The organism is Rhizobium leucaenae USDA 9039, assembly GCF_000426285.1.
Lineage (GTDB): Bacteria > Pseudomonadota > Alphaproteobacteria > Rhizobiales > Rhizobiaceae > Rhizobium > Rhizobium leucaenae.
The window spans coordinates 90016-113628 of record NZ_AUFB01000012.1; the positions used below are offsets into that span (position 1 = coordinate 90016).

At 60.5% G+C, this 23613-nt stretch carries 23 protein-coding genes; 15 read left to right on the plus strand and 8 right to left on the minus strand.

Annotation, left to right across the window (positions count from 1 at the left end):
- Positions 1 to 116: 116 nt before the first annotated feature.
- Both K290_RS0118820 and rplI read left to right on the plus strand, forming a co-directional pair.
- Complete coding sequence (locus K290_RS0118820; RefSeq protein ID WP_028753380.1) at positions 117 to 1097, plus strand: DUF2232 domain-containing protein; 981 nt, start codon at positions 117 to 119, stop codon at positions 1095 to 1097.
- A gap of 20 nt (positions 1098 to 1117) precedes the next feature.
- Positions 1118 to 1696: a 50S ribosomal protein L9 gene (rplI, locus tag K290_RS0118825; RefSeq protein WP_028753381.1), complete on the plus strand. Its 579-nt coding sequence runs from the start codon at positions 1118 to 1120 to the stop codon at positions 1694 to 1696.
- 102 nt (positions 1697 to 1798) lie between these two features.
- On the opposite strand, the gene K290_RS0118830 is transcribed toward rplI, so the two are convergent.
- The 3 genes from K290_RS0118830 to K290_RS0118840 are packed head-to-tail and all read right to left on the minus strand — an operon-like array spanning position 1799 to position 4979.
- Positions 1799 to 2863 carry an HlyD family secretion protein gene (locus K290_RS0118830; protein WP_028753382.1) on the minus strand — a complete coding sequence of 355 codons (1065 nt, stop codon included), beginning with the start codon at positions 2861 to 2863 and terminating at the stop codon, positions 1799 to 1801.
- 17 nt (positions 2864 to 2880) lie between these two features.
- Positions 2881 to 4527 carry an MFS transporter gene (locus K290_RS0118835; protein ID WP_037135734.1) on the minus strand — a complete coding sequence of 549 codons (1647 nt, stop codon included), beginning with the start codon at positions 4525 to 4527 and terminating at the stop codon, positions 2881 to 2883.
- An 8-nt stretch (positions 4528 to 4535) separates the two neighbouring features.
- The gene (locus tag K290_RS0118840; protein WP_028753384.1) at positions 4536 to 4979 is read right to left on the minus strand and encodes a MarR family winged helix-turn-helix transcriptional regulator; all 444 of its coding nucleotides are present in this window, start codon (positions 4977 to 4979) and stop codon (positions 4536 to 4538) included.
- Positions 4980 to 5325: 346 nt separating this feature from the next.
- On the opposite strand from K290_RS0118840, the gene K290_RS0118845 reads away from it, so the two are divergent.
- A complete protein-coding gene (locus tag K290_RS0118845; RefSeq protein ID WP_028753385.1) occupies positions 5326 to 6822 on the plus strand; it encodes a replicative DNA helicase in 1497 nt (498 codons plus the stop codon).
- A 99-nt stretch (positions 6823 to 6921) separates the two neighbouring features.
- Here the strand turns inward: K290_RS0118845 and K290_RS0118850 are convergent, their stop codons facing one another.
- The 3 genes from K290_RS0118850 to K290_RS0118860 form a co-directional block, all read right to left on the minus strand.
- Positions 6922 to 7224, minus strand: coding sequence for an AzlD family protein (locus tag K290_RS0118850; protein ID WP_028753386.1), 303 nt, complete (start codon positions 7222 to 7224; stop codon positions 6922 to 6924).
- A complete protein-coding gene (locus K290_RS34505) occupies positions 7221 to 7925 on the minus strand; it encodes an AzlC family ABC transporter permease (RefSeq protein ID WP_037135745.1) in 705 nt (234 codons plus the stop codon). The genes K290_RS0118850 and K290_RS34505 overlap by 4 nt, the downstream gene beginning before the upstream one ends.
- Before the next feature lie 153 nt (positions 7926 to 8078).
- On the minus strand, positions 8079 to 8900 hold the full coding sequence (locus tag K290_RS0118860; protein ID WP_028753387.1) for an AraC family transcriptional regulator: 822 nt from the start codon (positions 8898 to 8900) through the stop codon (positions 8079 to 8081).
- Positions 8901 to 9083: 183 nt separating this feature from the next.
- Here K290_RS0118860 and alr point away from each other — a divergent pair, with 183 nt between their 5' ends.
- Positions 9084 to 10256 carry an alanine racemase gene (alr, locus tag K290_RS0118865; protein ID WP_028753388.1) on the plus strand — a complete coding sequence of 391 codons (1173 nt, stop codon included), beginning with the start codon at positions 9084 to 9086 and terminating at the stop codon, positions 10254 to 10256.
- A 4-nt stretch (positions 10257 to 10260) separates the two neighbouring features.
- On the opposite strand, the gene K290_RS0118870 is transcribed toward alr, so the two are convergent.
- Entirely contained in the window at positions 10261 to 10896 is a 636-nt protein-coding gene (locus K290_RS0118870) for a LysE family translocator (RefSeq protein WP_028753389.1), read from the minus strand.
- 250 nt (positions 10897 to 11146) lie between these two features.
- On the opposite strand from K290_RS0118870, the gene radA reads away from it, so the two are divergent.
- The 11 genes from radA to rarD all read left to right on the plus strand — a co-directional run bounded on the left by radA (position 11147) and on the right by rarD (position 22835).
- Entirely contained in the window at positions 11147 to 12544 is a 1398-nt protein-coding gene (radA, locus tag K290_RS0118875; RefSeq protein ID WP_028753390.1) for a DNA repair protein RadA, read from the plus strand.
- A gap of 93 nt (positions 12545 to 12637) precedes the next feature.
- Entirely contained in the window at positions 12638 to 13252 is a 615-nt protein-coding gene (locus K290_RS0118880; protein ID WP_028753391.1) for a CvpA family protein, read from the plus strand.
- Positions 13253 to 13418: 166 nt separating this feature from the next.
- Positions 13419 to 14903, plus strand: a complete 1485-nt coding sequence (purF, locus tag K290_RS0118885) for an amidophosphoribosyltransferase (RefSeq protein ID WP_028753392.1) — start codon at positions 13419 to 13421, stop codon at positions 14901 to 14903.
- 51 nt (positions 14904 to 14954) lie between these two features.
- Positions 14955 to 15695, plus strand: coding sequence for an SDR family NAD(P)-dependent oxidoreductase (locus K290_RS0118890; RefSeq protein WP_028753393.1), 741 nt, complete (start codon positions 14955 to 14957; stop codon positions 15693 to 15695).
- 314 nt (positions 15696 to 16009) lie between these two features.
- Complete coding sequence (gene cysS / locus K290_RS0118895) at positions 16010 to 17401, plus strand: cysteine--tRNA ligase (RefSeq protein WP_028753394.1); 1392 nt, start codon at positions 16010 to 16012, stop codon at positions 17399 to 17401.
- Between the two features lie 251 nt (positions 17402 to 17652).
- Positions 17653 to 18027, plus strand: coding sequence for an endonuclease domain-containing protein (locus K290_RS34510; RefSeq protein ID WP_037135748.1), 375 nt, complete (start codon positions 17653 to 17655; stop codon positions 18025 to 18027).
- A 60-nt stretch (positions 18028 to 18087) separates the two neighbouring features.
- The gene (locus K290_RS0118905; RefSeq protein ID WP_028753395.1) at positions 18088 to 18573 is read left to right on the plus strand and encodes a GFA family protein; all 486 of its coding nucleotides are present in this window, start codon (positions 18088 to 18090) and stop codon (positions 18571 to 18573) included.
- On the plus strand, positions 18566 to 19042 hold the full coding sequence (locus tag K290_RS0118910; protein WP_028753396.1) for a GFA family protein: 477 nt from the start codon (positions 18566 to 18568) through the stop codon (positions 19040 to 19042). Before K290_RS0118905 ends, K290_RS0118910 begins: the two co-directional genes overlap by 8 nt.
- Positions 19039 to 19998, plus strand: a complete 960-nt coding sequence (pip, locus tag K290_RS0118915; protein WP_028753397.1) for a prolyl aminopeptidase — start codon at positions 19039 to 19041, stop codon at positions 19996 to 19998. The genes K290_RS0118910 and pip overlap by 4 nt, the downstream gene beginning before the upstream one ends.
- Before the next feature lie 197 nt (positions 19999 to 20195).
- Positions 20196 to 21812, plus strand: a complete 1617-nt coding sequence (gene cimA / locus K290_RS0118920) for a citramalate synthase (protein WP_028753398.1) — start codon at positions 20196 to 20198, stop codon at positions 21810 to 21812.
- Positions 21813 to 21923: 111 nt separating this feature from the next.
- The gene (rarD, locus tag K290_RS0118925; protein WP_028753399.1) at positions 21924 to 22835 is read left to right on the plus strand and encodes an EamA family transporter RarD; all 912 of its coding nucleotides are present in this window, start codon (positions 21924 to 21926) and stop codon (positions 22833 to 22835) included.
- A gap of 130 nt (positions 22836 to 22965) precedes the next feature.
- On the opposite strand, the gene K290_RS0118930 is transcribed toward rarD, so the two are convergent.
- Complete coding sequence (locus K290_RS0118930; RefSeq protein WP_028753400.1) at positions 22966 to 23589, minus strand: LOG family protein; 624 nt, start codon at positions 23587 to 23589, stop codon at positions 22966 to 22968.
- Positions 23590 to 23613: the final 24 nt, after the last annotated feature.

Consider the following 23613-nt stretch of genomic DNA (forward strand, 5'->3'; position numbering starts at 1 on the left):
CTTCTCCCTTTCGCGATGGGCGCGGATCGGAACCTTAAAAACCCATGTTGGGGACGGCTTTCAGACCGAGTGTCGGAAGCATCCTCTAACTGCTCGATACGAAGCAGGACAGCGACGTGAAAAAGATGAACCCGAAAGTGCTTGGTATCGGCGCCCTCGCCGGTCTGACCGCCGCCCTACTTGTGTATGGCGCGACGGCGCAGCCGTTGATGTTCATCCTGTTCGGCGCACTTTCCGCGCTTCCGATCCTTATTGTTGGGCTCGGCTGGGGCAATATCGCTGTTGTCACCGCCGTCGTGACGGCTGGCATTGTCGGTGCCATCGGCTATTCGCTGCCATTCGGGCTTTTTACCGTGCTGCTGGCGCTGATCCCCGCCTGGCTCAGCCATCTTGCCAATCTGGCACGCCCAGCCTCCGAACTCGGCGGTCCCGACCATTTGATAGCCTGGTATCCGCTATCGGACATCATGCTGCATCTCTGCGGCCTCGCGGCCGCCGTCATCGTCATCGCCGGCGCGGTTATGGGCTATGGCTCGGACCTGATCAGCCAAGTCGTCGATCTCTACGTCACGGTCATGAACGATCAGCAGCCCACGCTGCCGCTCGATCCAGTAGCAGTCGCCAAGACGAAATCTCTCATGCTCTACGCCGTTCCGGTCGTCTGGGGTATCGTCTGGGTCCTGATGTTGCTGGCCGCCTATTACATCGCCACCCGCATCGTTGCAGCATCGAGTCGTAATCTGCGGCCCCGCGAAGATATTCCGTCTGCGCTGCGCATGAACCGCAATGCAATCTTCGTCTTTCTCGCCGCCATCGTTGCCTTGTTTTTCGGCGGCATCCCCGCATTGATCGGCGCGGCTGCCGTTGGCGCTTTCGGTGCAGGCTTTCTCGTCTCCGGCTTTGCGGCACTTCACTACCGCACACGCGGCAAGGACTGGCGCGCGCCCGTGCTCGTCCTCTGCTATCTGACGTCGCTTATGCTGACGCTGCCACTGTTCATCATCCTCATTCTCGGTCTTGCCGACACGCGCAAAGCGATCGCCCTGACCCCGAACAAGAATACCGATCATTCCAAACAACCAGACACGAAAATCTGACATCAGAAAGGAACAACAAAATGGAAGTCATTCTCCTCGAGCGCATATCCAAGCTCGGCCAGATGGGCGAAACCGTCAAGGTTCGCGACGGCTTTGCCCGTAACTACCTGCTGCCGCTCGGCAAGGCACTGCGCGCAAACCCTGCCAACAAGGCCCGCTTCGAAGCCGAACGCGCTACGCTGGAAGCCCGCAACCTCGAGCGCCGCAGCGAAGCTCAGAAGGTTGCCGACGTTCTCGGCGGCAAGTCCTTCATCGTCGTTCGCTCGGCTGGCGAAACCGGTCAGTTGTACGGTTCGGTCGCTGCCCGCGACGTCGTTGAAATCCTCGCTGCAGAAGGCTTCAACATCGGCCGCAACCAGGTTCACCTGAACACGCCGATCAAGGCTATCGGCCTGCACAACGTTGCGATCGCGCTTCACGCCGAAGTCGAAATCCACGTCGAGCTCAACGTTGCCCGTTCCGCCGAAGAAGCCGAGCGTCAGGCCAAAGGTGAAATGCTCACCTCCGCTGACGCCATCTATGGCGTTGACGAAGATGCCCTGCGTCCGGAAGACTTTTTCGATCCGGAAGCTGATGGCAACGCCGAAGACGAAGCTTGATCCAAGCCTTCGCATCAGTTGCGAATATGAGAAAGCCTGGGTCTCGCGATCCAGGCTTTTTGTTTGACTGAAACGGCTGGCTGACCCCGCCCATCTGCCGTCTCAATTTTCCGCCGTATCCTGCACTGGCGTTGAATTCTTATCCACGGAGACAATCACCGACATGCCGGGCGCAAGATCTTCCGCCTGGGGCTGATTTTCGTCGATCTTGACGCGCACGCCGACGCGCTGCGCCACTTTGGTAAAATTGCCCGTGGCATTGTCGGGCCTGATAACTGCGAATTCCGAGCCCGCCGCCGGCGAAAAGCGCTGGATATGGCCCTTGAGCTGGCGATGACCGAGTGCATCGACCGAGATCGTTACGGGTTGGCCGACCTTCATGCCGTTTAGCTGGGTTTCCTTGAAATTGGCGATGACCCAGACATCTTTCGGAACGAGACCCATAAGCTGCGTGCCGGGCGTCACATATTGGCCGAGGCGTACGCCGACTTCGCCGATGCGGCCATCGCGCGGCGCGACGATCGTTGCATTCTGCAGATCGATGTCCGCAAGCTGCACTGCGGCTTCCGCGCCGCTGACGCCAGCCTCCAGCGATGCGCGATTGACGATGATCGTCGTCAAATTCTGTTGCGATACGTCGAGGCCGGCCTTCGCCTGATTGACGGCAGCCTTTGCCTGTTCCAGCGTCGCCTGTGCTTGCTCCGAATCGCTCGTCGTCGACACGCCCTTGGCCACCAGCGTCGCCACGCGATCCCAGGCAAGCTGGGCACGCTTCATTGCAGCATTCGCGCTATCGATCTGCGCCTGGCTGGAAGCGATGCCGGCACGAGCCGCCTGCTCCTGTTGTTGCGAATTGGCAAGCGCCGCCTTCTGGCCGTCCAGCGTCGCGCGCGCCTGCGCCACTTTCTGCTTATAGATGCGATCGTCGATCTTCGTCAGTACGTCGCCCTGTTTGACGAGCTTGTAGTCCTTGATCGGAACGTCGGTGATATAGCCGTTGACCTGCGGACTGATCGTCGTGACATAGCCTTTGACATAGGCATCATCGGTCGTCTCGACGGAACTTTGGAAAGGCGGCAGGTGCCAGGCATAGAGCACGAGCATGACGCCGCCCACACCGGCGAGGACGGCGATAACTTCGATGGGGGAGCGAACGAGCCTCGACATGGAGCTATTTTATATCCTTACGGGTTGGAAGCCATGGTCGGCGGCCGATCATCGGCGAGCCGCGCTTTGATGAAACGGTAGAATACATCCAGCGAAAGTCCGGTAAGCGACACGGCCGCGATGATACCGGCCACCAAGAAGGCATCGCCGTAAGCAAGCGTATTGGCCTCGCGGCTGACCTGCGCGCCAAGTAGCGCCAATCCCTCGCCCTTCAGCAGAGCGCTGTCGCCGATCACCTTGCCGTAAGACGAAGAGAGTTGGCCGACGCGCTGAGCGACATCGGGGTCGGTCAGCAACACATGTTCCGTCAGGACGGCGGAATGGAACTTTTCGCGGATGGTGATCAGCGTGCCGTAGAAAGCGGAGCCGATCAGGCCACCGACGCTCTGCGTGAAGGTGAATACCACGAAGAAGGTCACCAGATAAGGTGCACCTCTGGCAAAAGCCGCCTTGAAGCCCACGGACATGGATGGCGGCAGGAAAAGCGCTGCGCCCGCGGCCACCAGCGCCTGGCTGAGATACATCTGTTCGGGCCGGGTCAACGTCGTCACCTGGGCATCCATGAAGGAGCCGGCGGCCATCATGACGAGAGCGACGAACTGGATCTGCCAACTGAGGCCATAGCTCATCAGCACCGTACAGACGAGACCGCCGATGATGGAAAAAGCAAGGATGATCCAGTAGAGCATCGCGAGCTGATCGTAGAGCAGGCCGACAGCATTCTGATAGAATGTCATGATTACCGAGGTTTGCTCGGCGGCGATCATGCGGAAGACCAGGAGAATGCCGGTCAGATGCAATATCTCGGGGCTCAGTAGCCAGCGGACATCGATCAGCGGCGTCGACCGGCGCAGTTCGATGACGGCCGCAAGCGTCAGGGTGGCGATGCCGACGGCGAGCAGCACGCCGAGCCACGGCACCTCCAGCCACCAATAAAGCCGCCCTACAGAAAGAACGATCGCAAGGCAGCCGAAACCGATAGCGACCAGCAGATAGCTGATGATGTCTCCGAAGACGATCACCTTTATCCGGGGCGGCGGTGTCAGCGGCAGCAGATAAATGATCGGCATCACCAGCAGCGCCAGCGCCATTTCCAAGGTATAGAGCCCGCGCCATTCGCCGTAGTCGAGGAGCAAGGGCGAGACGAGACGGGTGACGGGCGCTGCCAGAAGCGTATTCATCATCGCCAGGCTGACGCCGATCGTCAGCTTCTTGGCCGGCTCGAAGGCTTCCAGCATATAGAGGAAACCGAGCGTCGACAGCGGTGCTCCGGCAATGCCGCTCAAAAAGCGGACGACGATCGCAGAATGCAGGTCGGAGACGAAGAGATTGAGCAGCGAAGCAACGACGAAGCCGATAATGCTGACCTCGGCGAAATTGCGCACGCCATATTGCAGGCGGATCTTCACCAACGCAATTGCGAGACTGACATTCGGCGCCATGTAGGCCGCCGACAACCACGCAGATTCGGTGGTCGTGGCAGCGATGGTCCCCTGAATCTGCGTAAGATTGGCGAAGGCGAGATTAAGGCCGAGGCCCTGCGTCAGGAAGAACAAGACGGAGGCGCCGATGTAAAGCGGCACCTTCCAGCGCGGCACCGGCGGTGGGGCGGCAGGCGCAGCGGCATTGGCTTCCGCATTGATCGGTGCCGGCTCGCCGCTCATACGCTACCTCATGACTTGCCCACATTCTGTAGATTGGCGGTCATGGCGCGGATGACCTTGAGGGCCATGCCGACATCCTCGTCCGAAATCCCCTGCAGGATATCCGCACGCACGCCGGTGGCAAGAGCCTCGACTTCGGCCGCCACCACTTTTCCGGATTCGGTCATGAATATCTGCTTGGCGCGTCGGTCCGACTGTACCGCACGGCGCTCGATAAAGCTCTGTGCTTCCATGGCGTCTAGGATACGCACCAAGGTCGGAGTCTCAAGTTCCAGCTCATCGGCGAGCTCGCGCTGATTGATGCCGTCGCGCTTGGAAAGCTTATGGAAAACCCGGGCTCTGGCCAATGTCATACCATGCTCACGCACCAGGCCATCGAACGCCGCCCTCAGCTTTCGATTGAAAGCGGAAAGCTCGTCAAACAGTTCTCGGCGTGATGGCGCACCAGACATTATTGCTACTTTATACTATTAGTATCCTACCCTATTTCACTGAAATAGCGGGGTTCTCACATCTTTTCAAGCGCGATTGCCGCCTTGCCGGGTGTCAGCCGGGACAGATCGGGCTAAAATCATCCATGGACATTTTTGTATGTGATTCGTGTGTCGGACATTGCGTTGCAAAGTGGCGACAAGGGCTTTTTTTAGTGCAGAGCGTTTGTCCCTGTGGACGAGTGGAACAGTGTGAATAGCTCGGGTGAAGCAGTGTCCCCGCGGCACGCCGCAGCCCTTCTGCAATTGACCGTGACACGGGATCGTCGCAAACCGATCGGCACTCAAAAATACGAAGAGACGGAAAATGAACGAAGCTGCGCGAAAGATCGCCGCCATTGCTCCAGCCGACGCGCATTACCGCGAAGCGCCCAATAATATCGAGGCCGAACAGGCCCTGCTTGGCGCTATCCTCGTCAACAATGACGCCTATTACCGTGTCTCCGATTTTTTGAAACCCATTCATCTCTATGAGCCGCTGCATCGGAAGATCTTCGAAGTGGCGGGCGACATCATCCGCATGGGCAAGACAGCCAATCCGGTGACGATCAAGACTTTCCTGCCGGCCGAAGAGAAGGTCGGCGACATGACGGTGGCGCAATATCTCGCCCGTCTCGCGACCGAAGCCGTTTCGATCATCAATGCCGAGGACTACGGCCGCGCCATCTACGATCTGGCGCTGCGCCGCGCGCTGATCACCATCGGCGAGGATATGGTCAACATCGCCTTTGACGCGCCGCTCGACATGCCGCCGCAGACGCAGATCGAGGATACCGAGCGCCGGCTGTTCGAACTCGCGGAAAACGGCCGCTACGACGGCGGCTTCCAGGCCTTCAACGATGCTGTGGCGCTGGCGATCGACATGGCGGCCGTCGCCAAGGAGCGCGATGGCGGTCTGTCCGGTATTTCCACCGGCATTCACTCGCTCGACAGCAAGATGGGTGGCCTGCAGCGTTCGGACTTGATCATCCTCGCCGGCCGTCCCGGCATGGGCAAAACCTCGCTTGCTACAAATATCGCCTACAACATTGCCGCCGCCTATGAAGGCGAAGTGCAGTCGGACGGCTCGACCAAGGCGAAGAACGGCGGCGTCGTCGGCTTTTATTCGCTGGAAATGTCGTCCGAACAGCTCGCCACCCGTATCATTTCCGAGCAGACGGAAGTCTCCTCGTCGAAGATCCGCCGCGGCGACATCAACGACGCCGATTTCGAAAAGCTCGTCGCCTGCTCGATGATGATGCAGAAGGTGCCGCTCTACATCGACCAGACCGGCGGCATCTCCATTGCCCAGCTTTCCGCGCGTGCGCGACGCCTGAAGCGCCAGCGCGGCCTCGACGTTCTGGTGGTGGACTACGTTCAGCTCATGACCGGCTCCGGCAAATCGAACGAGAACCGCGTCCAGGAAATCACCCAGATCACCACCGGCCTGAAGGCACTCGGCAAGGAGCTGAATGTTCCCATCATCGCGCTCTCCCAGCTCTCGCGTGCCGTCGAAAGCCGTGACGACAAGCGCCCGCAGCTTTCGGACCTGCGCGAATCCGGCTCGATCGAGCAGGACGCCGACGTGGTGCTCTTCGTGTTCCGAGAGGAATATTACGTCAAGAACTCCGAACCGCGCGATCCGGCCGATCCGAAATATGCGGAATGGGAAGCCCTGTTCGACAAGGTGAAAGGCACGGCTGACGTCATCATCGCCAAGCAGCGTCACGGACCGACCGGTACCGTGAAACTCGCCTTCCAGTCGGAATTCACGCGCTTCGCCGATCTCGCCGACTCATCCTTCCTGCAGTATGAGGAACATTGACGCGAAGCTTGCCGCGTCAATGTTCCTCTGGAGCGCTTCCGCTTCGTTGTTTTATGCATTTCGGAAGCGGAATCGCTACGCACTTTTCCCGGAAACGCTTCAGAGCCCCGCAGTCCGCAGCAAAGCCACCGTCGCAACGCCGACAACAACGCTTGCCAGCATCGGCAGGCGATGGGAGGCGATTGCGGTGGCTGCGCAGGCCAGCGTCTCCGCCCAGCCGGTAGCAAAGGCCGTCGGCGCAATGACAGCCATCAGCACGGCCGGTGGAATGGCTTCGATTGCGGTTCGCCGGCGCTCGTCAATCTCCACGTAGCGAATCAAGACAAGACCGCCAACACGGGTGAAGATGGTTGCGGCAGCCATGGCGAGGATGGCGAGCAGAGTGTCGAGATCGAGCGTCATGCCGCCTGCTCCCGCGCCCTGCCTTTCCGGAAAGCCATTGCCAGGCCCGCCAGTGCGCCGGCTGCAATATACCAAACGCCAGGCACGAACTGGTGGACCGCAACCGCCGCAATTCCGCTTGCGGCAAGCACGGCGCCGGTTTCCGGTCCTTTCCAGAAGCCCATGACCAGCACGATGAAGACGGCCGGAAAGGCGAAGTCGAGACCGATGACGGCGGGATCGCCGAGAAAGGCGCCAAGCAAAGCACCCGCAAGCGACGAGCCGACCCAGGTCAAATAGAAGGGCATGACGATGCCCGCATACCAGGCAGGTGTGAGCCGCGTCGCGCCGGCGCGGAATTCCGCCATGGCCCAAATCTCATCGGCGAGAAACAGCATGGCGACATAGCGTTTGATGCCGGCGAAAGACTGCATCTTCGTGCCGAGCGAAGCGCTCATCAGCAAGTGGCGGATATTGACCAGCAGGGCCGCGAAGCCGGCGCCAATCCAGCTTGCCGGATGTGTCCAGATATCCATCGCCACAAATTGAGAGCCGCCAGCGAAGACGAGCGCGCTCATCAAAACGGTCTCCAGGGGCGAAAGCCCCTTGGTCGCCGAAACCGCGCCGAAGACGAGGCCGATCGGCAGGACGGCGACGATCAGCGGAAAGATGGTACGCATTCCGGCTTTGAATTCGCCGGCCGGCCGACTTTGCTGCAACATTGGCAACCTCCACTTCAATAATGGCGGAGAGGTAGCCGACGCAGCCGGCGCTGTATTGAACGAAAGTGATTGGAGCATTTCCAGGAACAGCGCGAAGCAATCTTCCATTCAGAATCCGCAAAGCGTTTTCGCTATTCGCAGAGCGAAAATGCGCTAGCCGACGCGGAACTGGCCCGGGGTGACGCCGGTGCGCGATTTGAAGTGGCGGGTGAAATGCGCCTGATCGGCGAAGCCACATTCCACGGCGACATTGGCCGGCATGCGCCCTTCCCTAAGCAATCGGCGGGCAACGATCACGCGCCGGTCGGTCAAAAAGGCATGGGGCGTAATGTGATACTCCCTGCGGAAAGCCCGAATCAGGTGGGCGCGGCTAAGCCCCGCGACCTTGGCCAACTCCCCCAATCCGACATCGCAGTCGAAATTCTCAATGAGGTAGTCTCGGGCGCGGGCGACGGCGCTACGCTCCTTGGTATCGACGGGCAGGACGATCGTGCTGCCGTAGCGCGCGAAGAGCGCCGCCAGCACCGAGAACATGCCTTCATCGGATTCCAGCGCGCCGGCACCGCTCTCGAGTGTGCGGTGCGCGTTGTGGAAGGCCCTGGCAAGCTGCGGATCCCGCGACAACGAACCGGCGAAGGATGGTGTTGCGTTGAACGCCCTGCCCGTGACGTCTTCCAGAATGTCGACGAAGAGCCTCGTGTCCGGGTAAATCATGCGGTAGCGATAGCCTTCGCCGCCCGGAGCACCGTCATGCACCACGCCAGGATCGATCAGATAGAGATCGCCCGGTCCGGTTTCTTCCCGCCTCCCGCGCAGAGTGGCGATCTGGCTGCCGCTTTCGATCGCCCCGATGCTGAACGTTTCATGCGCATGCGGGGCATATTCATGCGTCACGAAGCTCGCGCTCAGGCACTCCATGTCGCGAAAGCGGCCGTCCCGCCAGAAGCGAGTCGATTCCACCTTGGCAAGCGGCATGGCGTCAGCCGCCTCTTTCTGCGAAACGTTCTGCATGCCGGCACCCTAGCGCGCCGGCTTCCGCGCGTCTTGAACAAAAGTGATCGCATGCGGGAAAGGCTGGTATCTGACTGTCCCCGCTTTCTCTTTGCCACAATGCTCTTTACAGTGCTCCTGACAACGTCCCCTTCATCGCGGCGATTCATGACAGATCTTTCCCTCCCCTTCGAAGACAATGACGCTTTCACTTCCGCCGGCCTTCGGCTGACGGTCGATTTGGGCGCCTTGGTCGAGAACTGGCTCGACATGGCCCGTCGTTCCGGCAGGGCTCGCACCGGGGCTGCGGTGAAAGCCGACGCTTACGGCTTAGGGGTCGAAGATGTCGGCGAGGCACTTTATCTCGCCGGCGCCCGCGATTTCTTCGTCGCCACCGCCGAGGAGGGCGTAACGCTTCGGCTCTACGCACCTGATGCCCGCATTTTCGTGCTCTGCGGCATCTGGCCAGGGACAGAGCGGCTATTCTTGGAAAACGATCTTGTGCCCGTCATCGCTTCGGAAGAGCAATTGACCTTCTGGATGTCGGTGCTGGCGGATTACGGCGACCATCCCTGCGCGCTGCAGGTCGATACCGGCTTTAATCGGCTGGGGCTAACAGTAGAGGATGCCCTTGCGCTCGCCGATGACGTCTCGCGTCCGGCGAGTTTTGCGCCCGTCCTGGTGATGAGCCATCTCGCCTGCGGCGACGAACCGGCCAATGCGATGAACAAGCAGCAGCTCGAAGCCTTTCGCAAGGTCAGCGCCGCCTTCGAAGGCATCGAGGCGAGCCTCGCCAATTCCGCCGGCATCTTCCTTGGCTCCGATTATCATTTCGACCTTACCCGTCCAGGCATCGCTCTCTATGGCGGCCAAGCCGTCAACGGAACGGCAAATCCGATGCGGCCGGTCGCAACCGCCGAGGCGCGGATTATCCAGACCCGCACGGTCAAGGCCGGCGAGACGGTCAGTTACGGCGGGGCGCTACAGCTCACTCGCGACAGCCGGCTTGCCATCGTCTCGGCTGGCTATGCCGACGGTTACATGCGCAGCCAGTCGAGCGGTGGCGTGCCGCTGCGCCAGACCGGAATTGCCGGCGGCCAGGGCTTCATCGCCGGTCATAAGGTGCCCGTGGCGGGTCGCATCACCATGGATCTGACGATCTTCGACGTGACCGACGTTCCCGAAAAACTGGTCCGCGCCGGCGACTATATCGAGCTCTTCGGCAAGAATATCCGGGTTGACGATGCCGCCCGCGCCGCCGGCACGATCGGCTACGAGATGCTGACCGGCCTGGGCCTCAGACATGAGCGCCGGTATATTTTTGAAGAGACCGACGAGTAGCAGCTCAACGCACGCTGATCGCCAAGCGGACGCCCAGCGCTACGAACAATGTTCCAAGCCCACGGTCCAGCCACAGGCCGGCGTTTCGATTGCGCCGTAGGACCTCTGCAAGACGACCTCCGAGAAGAATGAGCGGCGGCTCGATGAAGGCGGCAACCACGATGATCAGGCTGCCGTGGAGCAGAAGCTGCGCCCAGACCGGACCTGCCCCTTCGACGACGAATTGCGGCAGGAAGGCGAGGAAGAAAATCGCCACCTTCGGGTTGAGCAGCGAAACCAGGATGCCTTGCCGGTAGATGCGGCTCCAGGGGATTGCCTTGCCTGCCTCCTTGATCCAGGCGCCTTCGCCTTTTGAGCGCAGAGCCTGTACGCCAAGCCAGATGAGATAGGCGGCGCCGGCCCATTTGACCGTCGAAAACGCAATGGCCGAGGCCGCCAATATTGCCGACAGCCCGGCTGCGGCCATCAGCACATGCAGGCAGGCGCCGCTCCATATGCCGAACAATGCGGCAAAACCGGAGCGTCTGCCGCTTCTGATCGTGTGGCCGAGAATGAATGCGATGTCCGGCCCCGGCGACAGATTGAGCAGGACGGCGGCCGAAAGAAACGCGACCCAATGCGCAAGCGTGTAGTCGAACATTCGTCACCATCGATCGAAAACCCGGCATAAAGGCTGGCACAATCGCCGCTGATACGGAAATCATTAGTTTTGATGGGCCGGGAAAGACATTATCTGACAGCCAGCCGCGATTCGCCATGAACAGCGAGGCACTAGAGCAATTCCAGGAAAAGTGCGAAGCGGTTTTCCGTCCGAAATGCATAAAACCAAAGAGATAAAGCGGGGAAAGCCTGAAACGCTAAACCGCTCTATAAATTGAGAACAGCATCTGATGGCAAAAGCCCGTACACAATTCGTCTGCCAGAACTGCGGCACCGTTCATAACCGTTGGGCAGGCAAATGCGATGGCTGCGGCGCGTGGAACACCATCGTTGAGGAAGACCCGATGGGCGGCATCGGCGGCGGTCCCGCCAAGGTTCCGAAGAAGGGACGGCCGGTGACGCTGACGGCGCTGTCGGGCGAGATCGAGGAAGCGCCGCGCATCCACACCGGCATTTCCGAACTCGACCGGGCGACCGGCGGCGGCTTCGTGCGAGGCTCAGCGGTGCTGGTCGGCGGCGATCCCGGCATCGGCAAGTCGACGCTATTGATGCAGGCAGCCGCCGCCCTTTCCCGGCGTGGCCACAAGATCGTCTACGTCTCCGGCGAAGAGGCGGTGGCGCAAGTTCGGCTTCGCGCCCAGCGGCTGAATGCTGCCAATACGGACGTGATGCTTGCCGCCGAGACCAATGTCGAGGACATCCTGGCGACGCTCGCCGAAGGCAAGCGTCCGGACCTCGTCATTATCGATTCCATCCAGACGCTGTGGAGCGAACTTGCCGAATCCGCGCCTGGGACGGTGACGCAGGTGCGCACCGGCGTGCAGGCGATGATCCGCTTCGCCAAGCAGACGGGCGCTGCCATGGTGCTGGTCGGCCACGTCACCAAGGACGGGCAGATCGCCGGCCCGCGCGTCGTCGAACATATGGTCGACGCCGTTCTCTATTTCGAAGGCGATCGCGGCCATCACTACCGCATCCTGCGCACGGTGAAGAATCGCTTCGGCCCGACGGACGAGATCGGCGTCTTCGAAATGTCCGATGGCGGCCTGCGTGAGGTGGCCAATCCATCCGAACTTTTCCTCGGCGAGCGCAATTCCAAGTCACCGGGTGCGGCCGTCTTTGCCGGCATGGAGGGCACCCGGCCGGTGTTAGTCGAAGTACAGGCTCTGGTTGCTCCGACATCGCTCGGCACGCCGCGCCGCGCCGTCGTCGGTTGGGATTCGGCGAGGCTCTCGATGATTCTCGCGGTTTTGGAAGCGCATTGCGGCGTTCGGCTCGGTCAGCATGACGTTTATCTCAATATCGCCGGCGGTTATCGCATTTCTGAGCCGGCTGCGGACCTTGCGGTCGCCTCTGCACTGGTTTCATCCCTGGCTGGTCTTGCCCTTCCGGCAGATTGCGTCTATTTCGGCGAAGTCAGCCTGTCGGGCGCCGTCCGGCCGGTTGCGCACACCGCTCAGCGCCTCAAGGAAGCCGAGAAGCTGGGATTTTCTGCAGCGCTTCTCCCCACCGCCTCCGCCGACCTGCCGAAGGGCAATGGTGGACGCTGGAGCGAGATCGAAAGCCTGCCGGACCTGGTGGCGCGCATAGCCGGATCGAGGGGCGCGCTCAAGCGCGCAGAAGACTGAGCCTTACTTAAACCGTTCTTGACGGGGAGAGAGGCACATATTTGAGGCCGATGGCAGCCATGCTCGGCGTGGCAAGTCTGGAGTGGATTATACATGCCCATTACGATTTTTGACGGTATTGTTATCGGCGTTATTTTGTTCTCCGCCGTTCTGGCCATGGTCCGCGGTTTTTCCCGCGAAATTCTCTCGATCGTCAGTTGGGGCGGCTCGGCCGTTGCCGCCTATTATTTTTATCCGCTGCTCGTGCCCTATGCGATGCACTACACAGCGGATGTCCGCATCGCGACCATCGCGTCGGCCGCCGTCATCTTCCTGATCGCGCTGATTATCATTTCCTTCATCACCATCAGGATCGCGGATTTCATCATCGACAGCCGCATCGGCGCGCTCGATCGTACGCTCGGCTTTCTTTTCGGTGCTGCCCGTGGTCTGCTCCTAATGGTCGTCGTCGTGGCCTTCTGGAACTGGCTGGTCGCGCCGGCCGCTCGCCCGGATTGGGTCAACAACGCCAAGTCGAAACCTTTCCTCGATTCGATGGTCGAGAAGCTCAAATCCGCGCTTCCGGAAAACATTCAGGCGATGCTTCCGGCTGAGATCATCAACAAGATCGCTCCGAACCAGCAGCAGCAACAATCGCAGCCGCAGGATGGCTCAACGAACGACGCAGCGCCGTCCGATGATGCGCCCGCGCCGCAGACGAACAATTAACAGTGCGTTTACAGGCTTGACCCGCGGGGCGATAATCGCCATGTGAGCGGCACGAAATGCGAAGATCCGGCCCGATATTCTTTCCGGCCGGATTTTCAGTTATTTTAGCATTCAGTCGCAACGCCGCCCTGGTCCGTCCCATGTTGAGAGCAAAGGCCTGCAGCCCATGAACCACTCCCTTTCCATCGAGGATGAAATCGACGGCGACACGCTGCATGAGGAATGCGGTGTATTCGGCATTCTCGGCCATCCGGACGCCGCAACGCTGACGGCGCTCGGCCTGCATGCTTTGCAGCATCGCGGTCAGGAAGCAGCCGGCATCGTCTCTTTCGACGGTCAGCGCTTCCATTCGGAACGGCAGATGGGCCTCGTCGGCGATCATTATACCGATCCTGCAACGCTGGCGCGGCTGCCCGGCGACCGTTCGATCGGCCATGTACGCTATTCGACCACGGGCGAAACCATCCTGCGTAACGTCCAGCCCCTGTTTGCCGAGCTGGAAGTCGGTGGCATCGCCATCGCCCATAACGGCAATTTCACCAACGGCCTGACCATGCGCCGGCAGTTGATCGCCGATGGCGCCATCTGTCAGTCGACGTCGGACACCGAAGTCGTTCTCCATCTCATCGCCCGCTCGAAGCACCCCTCCTCCTCCGACCGGTTCATCGACGCGATCCGTCAGATGGAAGGCGGCTATTCGATGCTCGCGATGACGCGCACCAAGCTGATCGCAGCGCGCGATCCGATCGGCATCCGGCCGCTGGTGATGGGCGAGCTCGACGGCAAACCGATCTTCTGCTCCGAAACCTGCGCGCTCGACATCATCGGCGCCAAATACATCCGTGACGTGGAAAACGGTGAAGTCGTCATCTGCGAGATCCAGTCGGATGGATCGATCACCATCGATGCCCGCAAGCCTGACGTTTCCCAGCCTGAACGTCTCTGCCTGTTCGAGTATGTCTATTTCGCCCGCCCGGATTCCGTGGTCGGAGGCCGCAACGTCTACGTTGCCCGCAAGAATATGGGCATCAATCTCGCCAAGGAAGCACCGATCGAGGCCGATGTCGTCGTGCCGGTGCCGGATGGCGGCACGCCGGCGGCGATCGGCTATGCCCAGGCAAGCGGTATCCCCTTCGAGCTCGGCATCATCCGTAACCACTATGTCGGCCGCACGTTCATCGAGCCGACGCAGCAGATCCGTGCCTTCGGCGTCAAGCTGAAGCACTCCGCCAACCGCGCCATCATCGAGGGTAAGCGGGTCGTTCTGGTGGATGACTCCATCGTGCGCGGCACGACCTCGGTCAAGATCGTGCAGATGATCCGCGATGCCGGCGCCCGCGAGGTGCATATCCGCGTCGCCAGCCCGATGATCTTCCATCCGGATTTCTACGGCATCGACACGCCGGACGCCGACAAGCTGCTGGCCAATCAATATAGCAGCCTGAAGGCAATGTGCGATTTCATCGGTGCCGATTCGCTGGAGTTCCTGTCGATCGACGGCCTCTACCGTGCCGTCGGCGGTGTATCGCGCGACAACGCGCAGCCGCAGTTCACCGACCATTACTTCACCGGCGACTATCCGACACGCCTGCTCGATCGGGAAAGCACCAGCAATGTGCGCAAGCTTTCCGTGCTCGCCAGCAACGGCTGACACGGGGCTGTTCGCCGCTCTCCTCCTCCAGCGCATTCGGACCAAGACAGTATGAGCATAGACCTCAAGGACAAAATCGCCCTGGTTACCGGCGCGTCGCGCGGTATTGGTTATTTCACCGCGCTGGAGCTGGCCAAGGCCGGCGCGCATGTGATCGCCTGCGCCCGCACGGTCGGCGGACTTGAGGAGCTGGACGACGCCATCAAGGCTGTCGGCGGTTCGGCAACGCTAGTGCCCTTCGATCTGGCCGACATGAACGCCATCGATGCGCTTGGCGGGTCCATCTTCGAGCGCTGGGGTAAGCTTGATATCCTCGTCGCCAACGCCGGCGTGCTCGGCGTCATCTCGCCGATCGGCCATGTCGAGGCGAAAGTCTTCGAAAAGGTGATGACCGTCAACGTCACCGCGACCTGGCGGCTGATCCGCTCGGTCGAGCCGCTGTTGATGCGCGCAGATGCCGGCCGCGCCATCATCCTGTCATCGGCCGCAGCCCATCGCTGCCGGCCATTCTGGGGCCCCTATTCGGCATCCAAAGCGGCTGTCGAGGCGCTTGCCCGCACCTGGGCCGGCGAAACCCAGAGTACCGCACTACGGATCACCAGCGTCGACCCAGGCGCCACCCGCACCGCGATGCGCGCGCAGGCAATGCCCGGCGAAGATCCGGACACGCTGCCGCATCCGCGCGACGTGGCGCAAACCATCCTCCCGCTTGCCGGTCCGGATGTCACCGAAACCGGCAAGCTCTTTGTCATTCGCGAGAACAAGCTCGTCGACTACCGGATGCCGGAATAACATCACTTCTCCCCGGCGACGGGAATGATGCCTTTTGCTTAGTGCTCAAGGCTGTTTCGCTATACTCAACAGCCCCTCATCCGCCCTTCGGGCACCTTCTCCCCGCCGGGGAGAAGGCGACACTTCCCCCTTGACCAATCACCGTAGTCGGGCGATAAAGCCGCCCATGAAAACGGTAATCTGCATTATCTGCCGGAAGATTATTCGCTAGCGTTCCGCTGGCCTGGCCGTTTTCGTCTCCCAAAATCCAAGATGACAAACGTCCGGCCTGCCGGTGACGATATTTTTCGGATTTATGCCTTTGGGAGAGTGAAATGGGCACCGAGCCGCACCTGAAATTCTACAACACGCTGACGCGCGAAAAGGTCGACTTCAAGCCGATCGACCGCGAGAACGTCCGCCTGTATGTCTGCGGCCCGACGGTCTACGATTTCGCCCATATCGGCAATGCCCGACCGGCCATCGTCTTCGACGTGCTCTTCCGGTTGCTGCGGCAGGTCTATGGTGAAAGCCATGTCACCTATGTGCGCAACATTACCGACGTCGACGACAAGATCAATGCGCGAGCATTGCGCGACCATCCCGGGCTGCCGCTCAACGAAGCGATCCGCCTGGTCACGGAGAAGACCGAGACGCAGTATCGTGAGGACGCGATCGCGCTCGGCTGCCTTGAACCGACGGTGCAGCCGCGGGCGACGGAAAACATACCGCAGATGATCGAGATCATCGAAAAGCTGATCGCCAGGGGACATGCCTATCAGGCGGCCGGTGAAGTGCTGTTCGACACCAAATCCATGGTGGATTACGGCCAGCTCTCCAAGCGCAACCTCGATGAGCAGCAGGCCGGCGCCCGTGTTGCCGTCGAAGAGCATAAGAAGAGCCCGGGCGATTTCGTGCTCTGGAAGCTGTCTGACGAGAACGAGCCCGGTTGGGGAAGCCCGTGGGGCCGCGGTCGTCCGGGCTGGCATATCGAATGCTCTGCCATGAGCGGGCGCTATCTCGGCAACGTCTTCGACATTCATGGCGGCGGGCTGGACCTGATCTTCCCGCACCATGAAAACGAGATCGCCCAATCGCGTTGCGCCCATGGCACGGATGTGATGGCGAATGTCTGGATGCATAACGGCTTCCTGCAGGTCGAAGGCCGAAAGATGTCGAAATCGGAAGGCAATTTCGTCACCATCTACGAACTGCTGCACACCGAAAAACTCGGCGGCCGCGTCTGGCCGGGCGCGGTGCTGCGCCTTGCCATGCTGATGACGCATTATCGCGAGCCGATCGACTTTTCCGTCAAGCGGCTGGAAGAGGCGGAACGGCTTCTGGCGAAATGGCCGGCGACTGACATCGGCGATGCGGCCCCGGACGCCGCTATCGTGACGGCGCTCGCCGACGACCTCAACACCGTCGCTGCCGTCCAGGCACTGCATGCCTTGGCGCAGGCTGCCAATGCCGATCCGAGCATCCTGCCTATCTTCGCGGCAAGCGCGGCACTTCTCGGCCTCTTGCCCGAGAAGGTGGAGATGGATGATGCCGTCGTTGCGGAAATCAACAGGCGGGTGCGGGCGCGGCTGGAACTGCTGAAGGCGAAGAACTTTGCCGAAGCGGACAAGATCCGCGAGGTGCTTTTGGCTGAGGGCATTCAGTTGAAGGACGGCAAGGACCCGGTGACCGGTGAGCGGACGACGACTTGGGAGGTCAAGCGGTGAGATTCTCGATTGCGTCGACCACCCCTCCCCAACCCCTCCCCACAAGGGGGAGGGGCTCGCTGGCCGCAACCTCCGCATACCCATTTGGCCGATCGGAAGCGGAAACATCCGAACTTCAGCAAACACGGACCTCAGTTGTTTTATCGAAGGCAATCCGCAGGTTAACCCCCTCCCCCTTGTGGGGAGGGTTGGGGAGGGGTCTTCCTTCATCACCACCTATCATCAATTGATGATCTAAGAGGATCATCCGCATGCCACACAGCAACATCAAGCCAGTAACCCGACAACGCGCGCGAAAGCTTCGTTCGGAGATGACGAAGGCGGAGGCTGCCATGTGGGATATGTTGCGTGATTTTCGCCCTCGTGGTGCGCGGTTCCGCAGGGAAACGCCGGTCGGTCCCTACATCGCGGATTTTGCATGGCTTTCTGCAAGGATCATCATAGAGGTGGACGGCGATAGTCATGAGACCGATGCGGGGAAACTACACGACCTCGCACGCGATGCATTCTTGAAACGGCAGGGCTTCCGCATATTGCGATTCGACAATCTCGATGTGCTGCAGGCGCAAGATCATGTGTTTCTGGAAATCGAAAGACATATTGAGCACTTGTTGGAGGATATTTGAGATGGATAGCATTCCTGACAACCAAAGCCACTTGCTCAGTTGCAACAGGGAGCTTCCAGCATGACGACCTCCACCTACACCGGCGGCTGCCAATGCGGTGCAATTCGTTTCCGTGTCCGTGGCGAACTCAAAGACGCATCGATCTGTCATTGCCGTATGTGCCAGAAAGCCTTCGGTGCTTACTATGCGCCGCTGGTCTCGACCCGCGGCGCGGCGCTCACATGGACGCGGGGGGAACGCAAGAAGTTCCGGTCGTCGAATTTCGTTGAGCGCGGTTTTTGCGGTGATTGCGGCACGCCGTTGACCTACGAGGCGCCGGATGGCGTGGCGGTTGCGGCGGGTGCCTTCGATGATCCGTCGTTGCTGCCGCCGGTGGTGCAGTTCGGCGTGGAAGGCAAGATAGATTTCGTCGACGGGCTGCATCTGCTGCCGGGACACCGGACGGAAGAGGATGCGGAACAAGCGCCCTTCGTGCTGGAGATCGTATCCTACCAGCACCCCGATCACGATACCCAAACCTGGCCACAGGAGAAGAGCCATGACTGAAGCCATCAAAAGCGGAGGGTGCCAATGCGGCGCGGTGCGGTTTCGCATTCGCGGTCAGCTCGGCCGCCCGTCGATCTGCCATTGCCGCATGTGCCAGAAGCAGTTCGGCAACTTCTTCTCAGCCCTGGTCACGGCGCCGGATGACGGCCTGGAATGGACGCGGGGGGAGCCGACCTATTTCCAGTCTTCCGTCAACATCGATCGCGGTTTCTGTAAGAATTGCGGCACGCCGCTGACCTACCGCCATCCCGGCGGTCTGGAGATCGCCATCGGCGCCTTCGACGAGCGCGACGATTTGGCGCCGCAGATTCAGGTCAACTATGCCTCGCGCCTGCCCTGGGTCGACACCATATTCGAGAAGCCGGTCCATCAGGATCCGGATTTTTACGCACGCCAGGAGCAGATCATCTCCTTCCAGCATCCTGATCACGATACCGACGTCTGGCCCGCCGAGGGATTGAAAATATGACGGAAATATTGCGTACGCTTTATCCGGAGATCGAACCCTATGCCTCCGGTCAGCTCGATGTCGGTGACGGCCATCTCGTCTATTGGGAACGCGTTGGCACGCCTGGCGCGAAGCCTGCCGTTTTCCTGCATGGCGGCCCAGGCGGCGGCATCTCGCCGACGCATCGTCGCTTGTTCGACCCGGCGCTTTACGACGTAACCCTGTTCGATCAGCGCGGCTGCGGCAAGTCGACGCCGCATGCCGGCCTCGAGAGCAACACGACCTGGCATCTGGTCGCTGATATCGAGCGTTTGCGTGAAATGGCTGGCGTGGACAAGTGGCTGGTCTTCGGCGGCTCCTGGGGCTCGACGCTGGCGCTTGCCTATGCGGAGAAGCATCCCGAAAGCGTTTCCGAACTGGTCGTACGCGGCATCTACACGCTGACCAACGCGGAACTCGACTGGTATTATCAGTTCGGCGTCTCCGAGATGTTCCCGGACAAGTGGGAGCGCTTCATCGCGCCGATCCCACCGGCCGAGCGTCACGAGATGATGCTGGCTTATCACCGCCGGCTGACGCACGAGGACAAGGCCGTGCGCCTCGAAGCCGCCAAGGCCTGGGCGATCTGGGAGGGGGAGACGATTACCCTGTTGCCTGACCCTGCGACCAGCGGGCCGTTCGAAGACGCGGAATATGCGCACGCCTTCGCGCGCATCGAGAACCACTTCTTCGTCAATGCCGGCTGGATGGAGGAAGGCCAGCTCCTCAGGGATGCCCACAAACTGAAGGACATTCCGGGCGTCATCGTCCACGGCCGCTACGACATGCCCTGCCCGGCGAAATACGCCTGGGCTGTGCACAAGGCTTGGCCGAAGGCGGAGTTCCACCTGATCGAGGGGGCTGGCCACGCCTTTTCAGAACCGGGGATATTGGACCAGTTGATCCGCGCGACGGATAAGTTTGCCGGGAAAGTGTAATGCCGAGTAAAGCCCCTCACCCTAGCCCTCTCCCCGCCCTTCGACAGGCTCAGGACGGGGAGAGGGAACGACCTCATAAGCCCCTTCGCCCCATGTGAACGGGGAGAAGGTAGACTCGAACGGTTTGGCAAAGCCAAACAGAGAGAGGACGGATGAGGGGCACCCCACAATCGAACCGGTTCGCCGGAGGAAACAGAATGACACGCGAAAAAATCTATCTCTTCGACACGACCTTGCGCGACGGGCAGCAGACGCCCGGCATCGACTTTTCGGTCGAGGACAAGATTTCCATCGCCACCATGCTGGACGACTTCGGCCTCGACTATGTCGAGGGCGGCTATCCCGGCGCAAATCCGACCGATACCGCTTTCTTCAATGAAAAGCGGACGCAATCGGCTTCCTTCGTCGCCTTCGGCATGACCAAGCGCGCCGGCGTTTCCGCCTCCAACGATCCGGGGCTTGCCAGCCTTCTGCAGGCAAAGGCCGACGCGATCTGTTTCGTCGCGAAGAGCTGGGACTATCACGTCAAGGTCGCTCTCGGTTGCACCAACGAGGAAAACCTCGAATGCATTGCCGAAAGCGTCAAAGCGGCTGTCGAAGCCGGCAAGGAAGCGCTTGTTGATTGCGAGCATTTCTTCGACGGCTACAAGGCTAATCCGACCTATGCGCTGGCCTGCGCCAAGACGGCCTATGAGGCAGGCGCGCGCTGGGTCGTGCTCTGCGACACCAATGGCGGCACGCAGCCGCCGGAAGTGCGCGCTATCGTCGAGGCCGTGATCGCAGAGGGCGTACCCGGCGACTGTCTTGGCATCCACGCTCACAACGACACGGGCCAGGCGGTCGCCAATTCGCTCGTCGCGGTCGAAGCGGGCGTGCGACAGATCCAGGGCACGTTGAACGGCGTCGGCGAGCGCTGCGGCAATGCCAACCTGATTACCCTGATCCCGACGCTGGCGCTGAAAAGGGCCTATAGCGAACGCTTCGAAACAGCGATCGATGGCGAACGGCTGCTGGGCCTCACAGGCCTGTCGCATGCCTTTGACGAGCTGCTGAACCGCTCGCCCGATCATCAAGCGCCCTATGTCGGCGCCTCAGCCTTTGCGACCAAGGCTGGCATCCATGCCTCGGCATTGCTGAAGGATCCGCGAACCTACGAGCATGTGCCGCCGGAAAGCGTCGGCAATTTCCGCAAGGTCATGGTATCGGACCAGGGCGGCAAGTCGAATTTCATCAATGCGCTGAAGCGGCGCGGTATCGAGGTCGGCAAGGACGATCCGAAGCTCGACCGGCTGATCCAAATCGTCAAGGAGCGCGAGGCGTCGGGCTATGCGTATGAAGGCGCCGATGCCAGCTTCGAGCTTCTGGCGCGCCGCACCCTCGGCACCATTCCGGAATTCTTCGCGATCGATGGCTTCCGTGTCATGGTCGAGCGCCGCTTCGATTCCCACGGTCGGGTAAAGATCGTCTCGGAAGCGGTGGTCAAGATGATCATCGACGGCCAGACCGTCATGTCCGTGGCCGAAGGCGATGGTCCGGTCAACGCGCTCGACCTGGCACTGCGCAAGGACTTCGGCAAATACCAGCATGAGATCGACGATCTGGTGCTTGCCGACTTCAAGGTGCGCATTCTCAACGGCGGCACGGAGGCCATAACCCGCGTTCTGATCGAATCCACCGACAGCAGCGGCGTGCGCTGGTGGACGGTCGGCGTTTCGGAAAACATTATCGACGCCTCCTTTCAGGCGCTGATGGATTCCGTCATCTACAAGCTGATGAAGAACCGGCACATGGCGGGCAAAATCGCGGCGGAGTGATCCGCCGTTCATCAAAAACCTTGACGATGCCGTCAAGGAAATGAATTGGCACTACAAACCGCATTGGAGTAAGCCCGTCGTTAAAAGAATATAACACGGCGGGAAATACCAATGGCCACCGATACGGTCGCATCTGAGATCAAGAACGAGGACAGCCCGCGCGGATTCGGTTTCGTGCTGACGGCCTATCTGCTCTGGGGCGTCCTGCCGCTCTACATGAAGGCGATGGCGCATATTCCGGCCATGGAGGTCATTGCCCATCGCATCTTCTGGTCCGTTCCCGTCGCCGGCGCCGTACTTCTGGCGCTCGGCCGCATGGGCGACGTGAAGGCAGCGCTCAGCAACCCGCGCACGGTCGCCATGGCGTCGCTGACGGCGACGCTGATCACCATCAATTGGGGCACCTATGTCTGGGCGATCGGTGCTGGACATTCGCTCGATGCAGCCCTCGGCTATTTCATCAATCCGCTGTTCAGCATCGCGCTCGGCGCTTTGTTGCTGAAGGAAAGGCTGGCGCCCACGCAGATCGTCGCGATCGGTCTAGCAGGAGCAGCGGTCGTCATCCTGACCGTCGAGGCCGGCACCCTGCCCTGGGTGGCGCTGTCGCTGACGTTCTCCTGGGGCTTCTACGCCTTTTTCCGCAAGACGCTCCCGGTCGGACCCAACCAGGGCTTCTTCCTCGAGGTGCTGCTGCTCTGCATTCCCGCAACGCTTTACATTCTCTATCTTGAGGCGCGGGGCGAAGGTCACTTCTATCAGACCGGCCTCTCGGATACCGCACTTCTGCTCGGTTGCGGGCTGGTGACCGCCCTGCCGCTGATGATCTTCGCCAATGGAGCGAAGCTTCTCAAGCTCTCCACCATCGGCATCATGCAGTATATCGTGCCGACCATGGTCTTCCTCATCGCCGTCTTCCTGTTCAAGGAACCTTTCGGCACGACGCAGATGATTGCCTTCTCGCTGATCTGGGCGGGACTGGCGCTTTATAGCTGGTCGATGCTGCGTCAGAGCCGATCGCGCTAGAACAATTCCAGGAAAAGTGCCAAGCGGTTTTCGGTCCGGAATTGCGTAAAAACAAAAGATTAGAGCGGGAAAGCGATTCCATGAAACGCTTTCCCGCTCTAACCACCGAACATGGTTAGCAAATCTCTAATCAGAGCTTTGCGATGACATCCTCTTCGCCGTCGCGTGAACCAACGGTTTCGGCGGCGTGCTCGCGGATTGCCGGAATGATGTCGGCGATCTTGCCGATCACCAGCGGCTGCACGCGATGGGCGGTATGGACGAAGCCTTCTTCCGTCATATGGCGGATCAGCTCCATCATTGGATCCCAGAAACCATTGATATTGGCAAAGACCATCGGCTTTTCGTGGCGGCCGAGCTGGCCCCAGGTCATGATCTCGACGATTTCTTCCAGCGTGCCGATGCCGCCCGGCAACGCCACGAAAGCGTCGGCGCGCTCGAACATGGTGTGTTTGCGCGTATGCATGTCCGGGGTTATGATCAGCTCGTCCAATTGACCGAGGGAATGGCGCGTCGCTTCCATATCGACGAGGAACTCCGGAATGATGCCGGTGACCTGACCACCATGCGACAGGACGCCGCTCGCCACAGCGCCCATGATGCCCTTCGTTCCGCCGCCATAGACAAGGCGTAACCCGCTCTCGGCGATGTTCTTACCAAGCTCTCGGCCCGCAGCTATGTGGGAAGGATCGCGCCCTGGCCTGGAGCCGCAATAGACACAGATGGATCGAATTGGCACAGAATCGTCAGTCATGAATGCAAACAACTATGCTGCAAA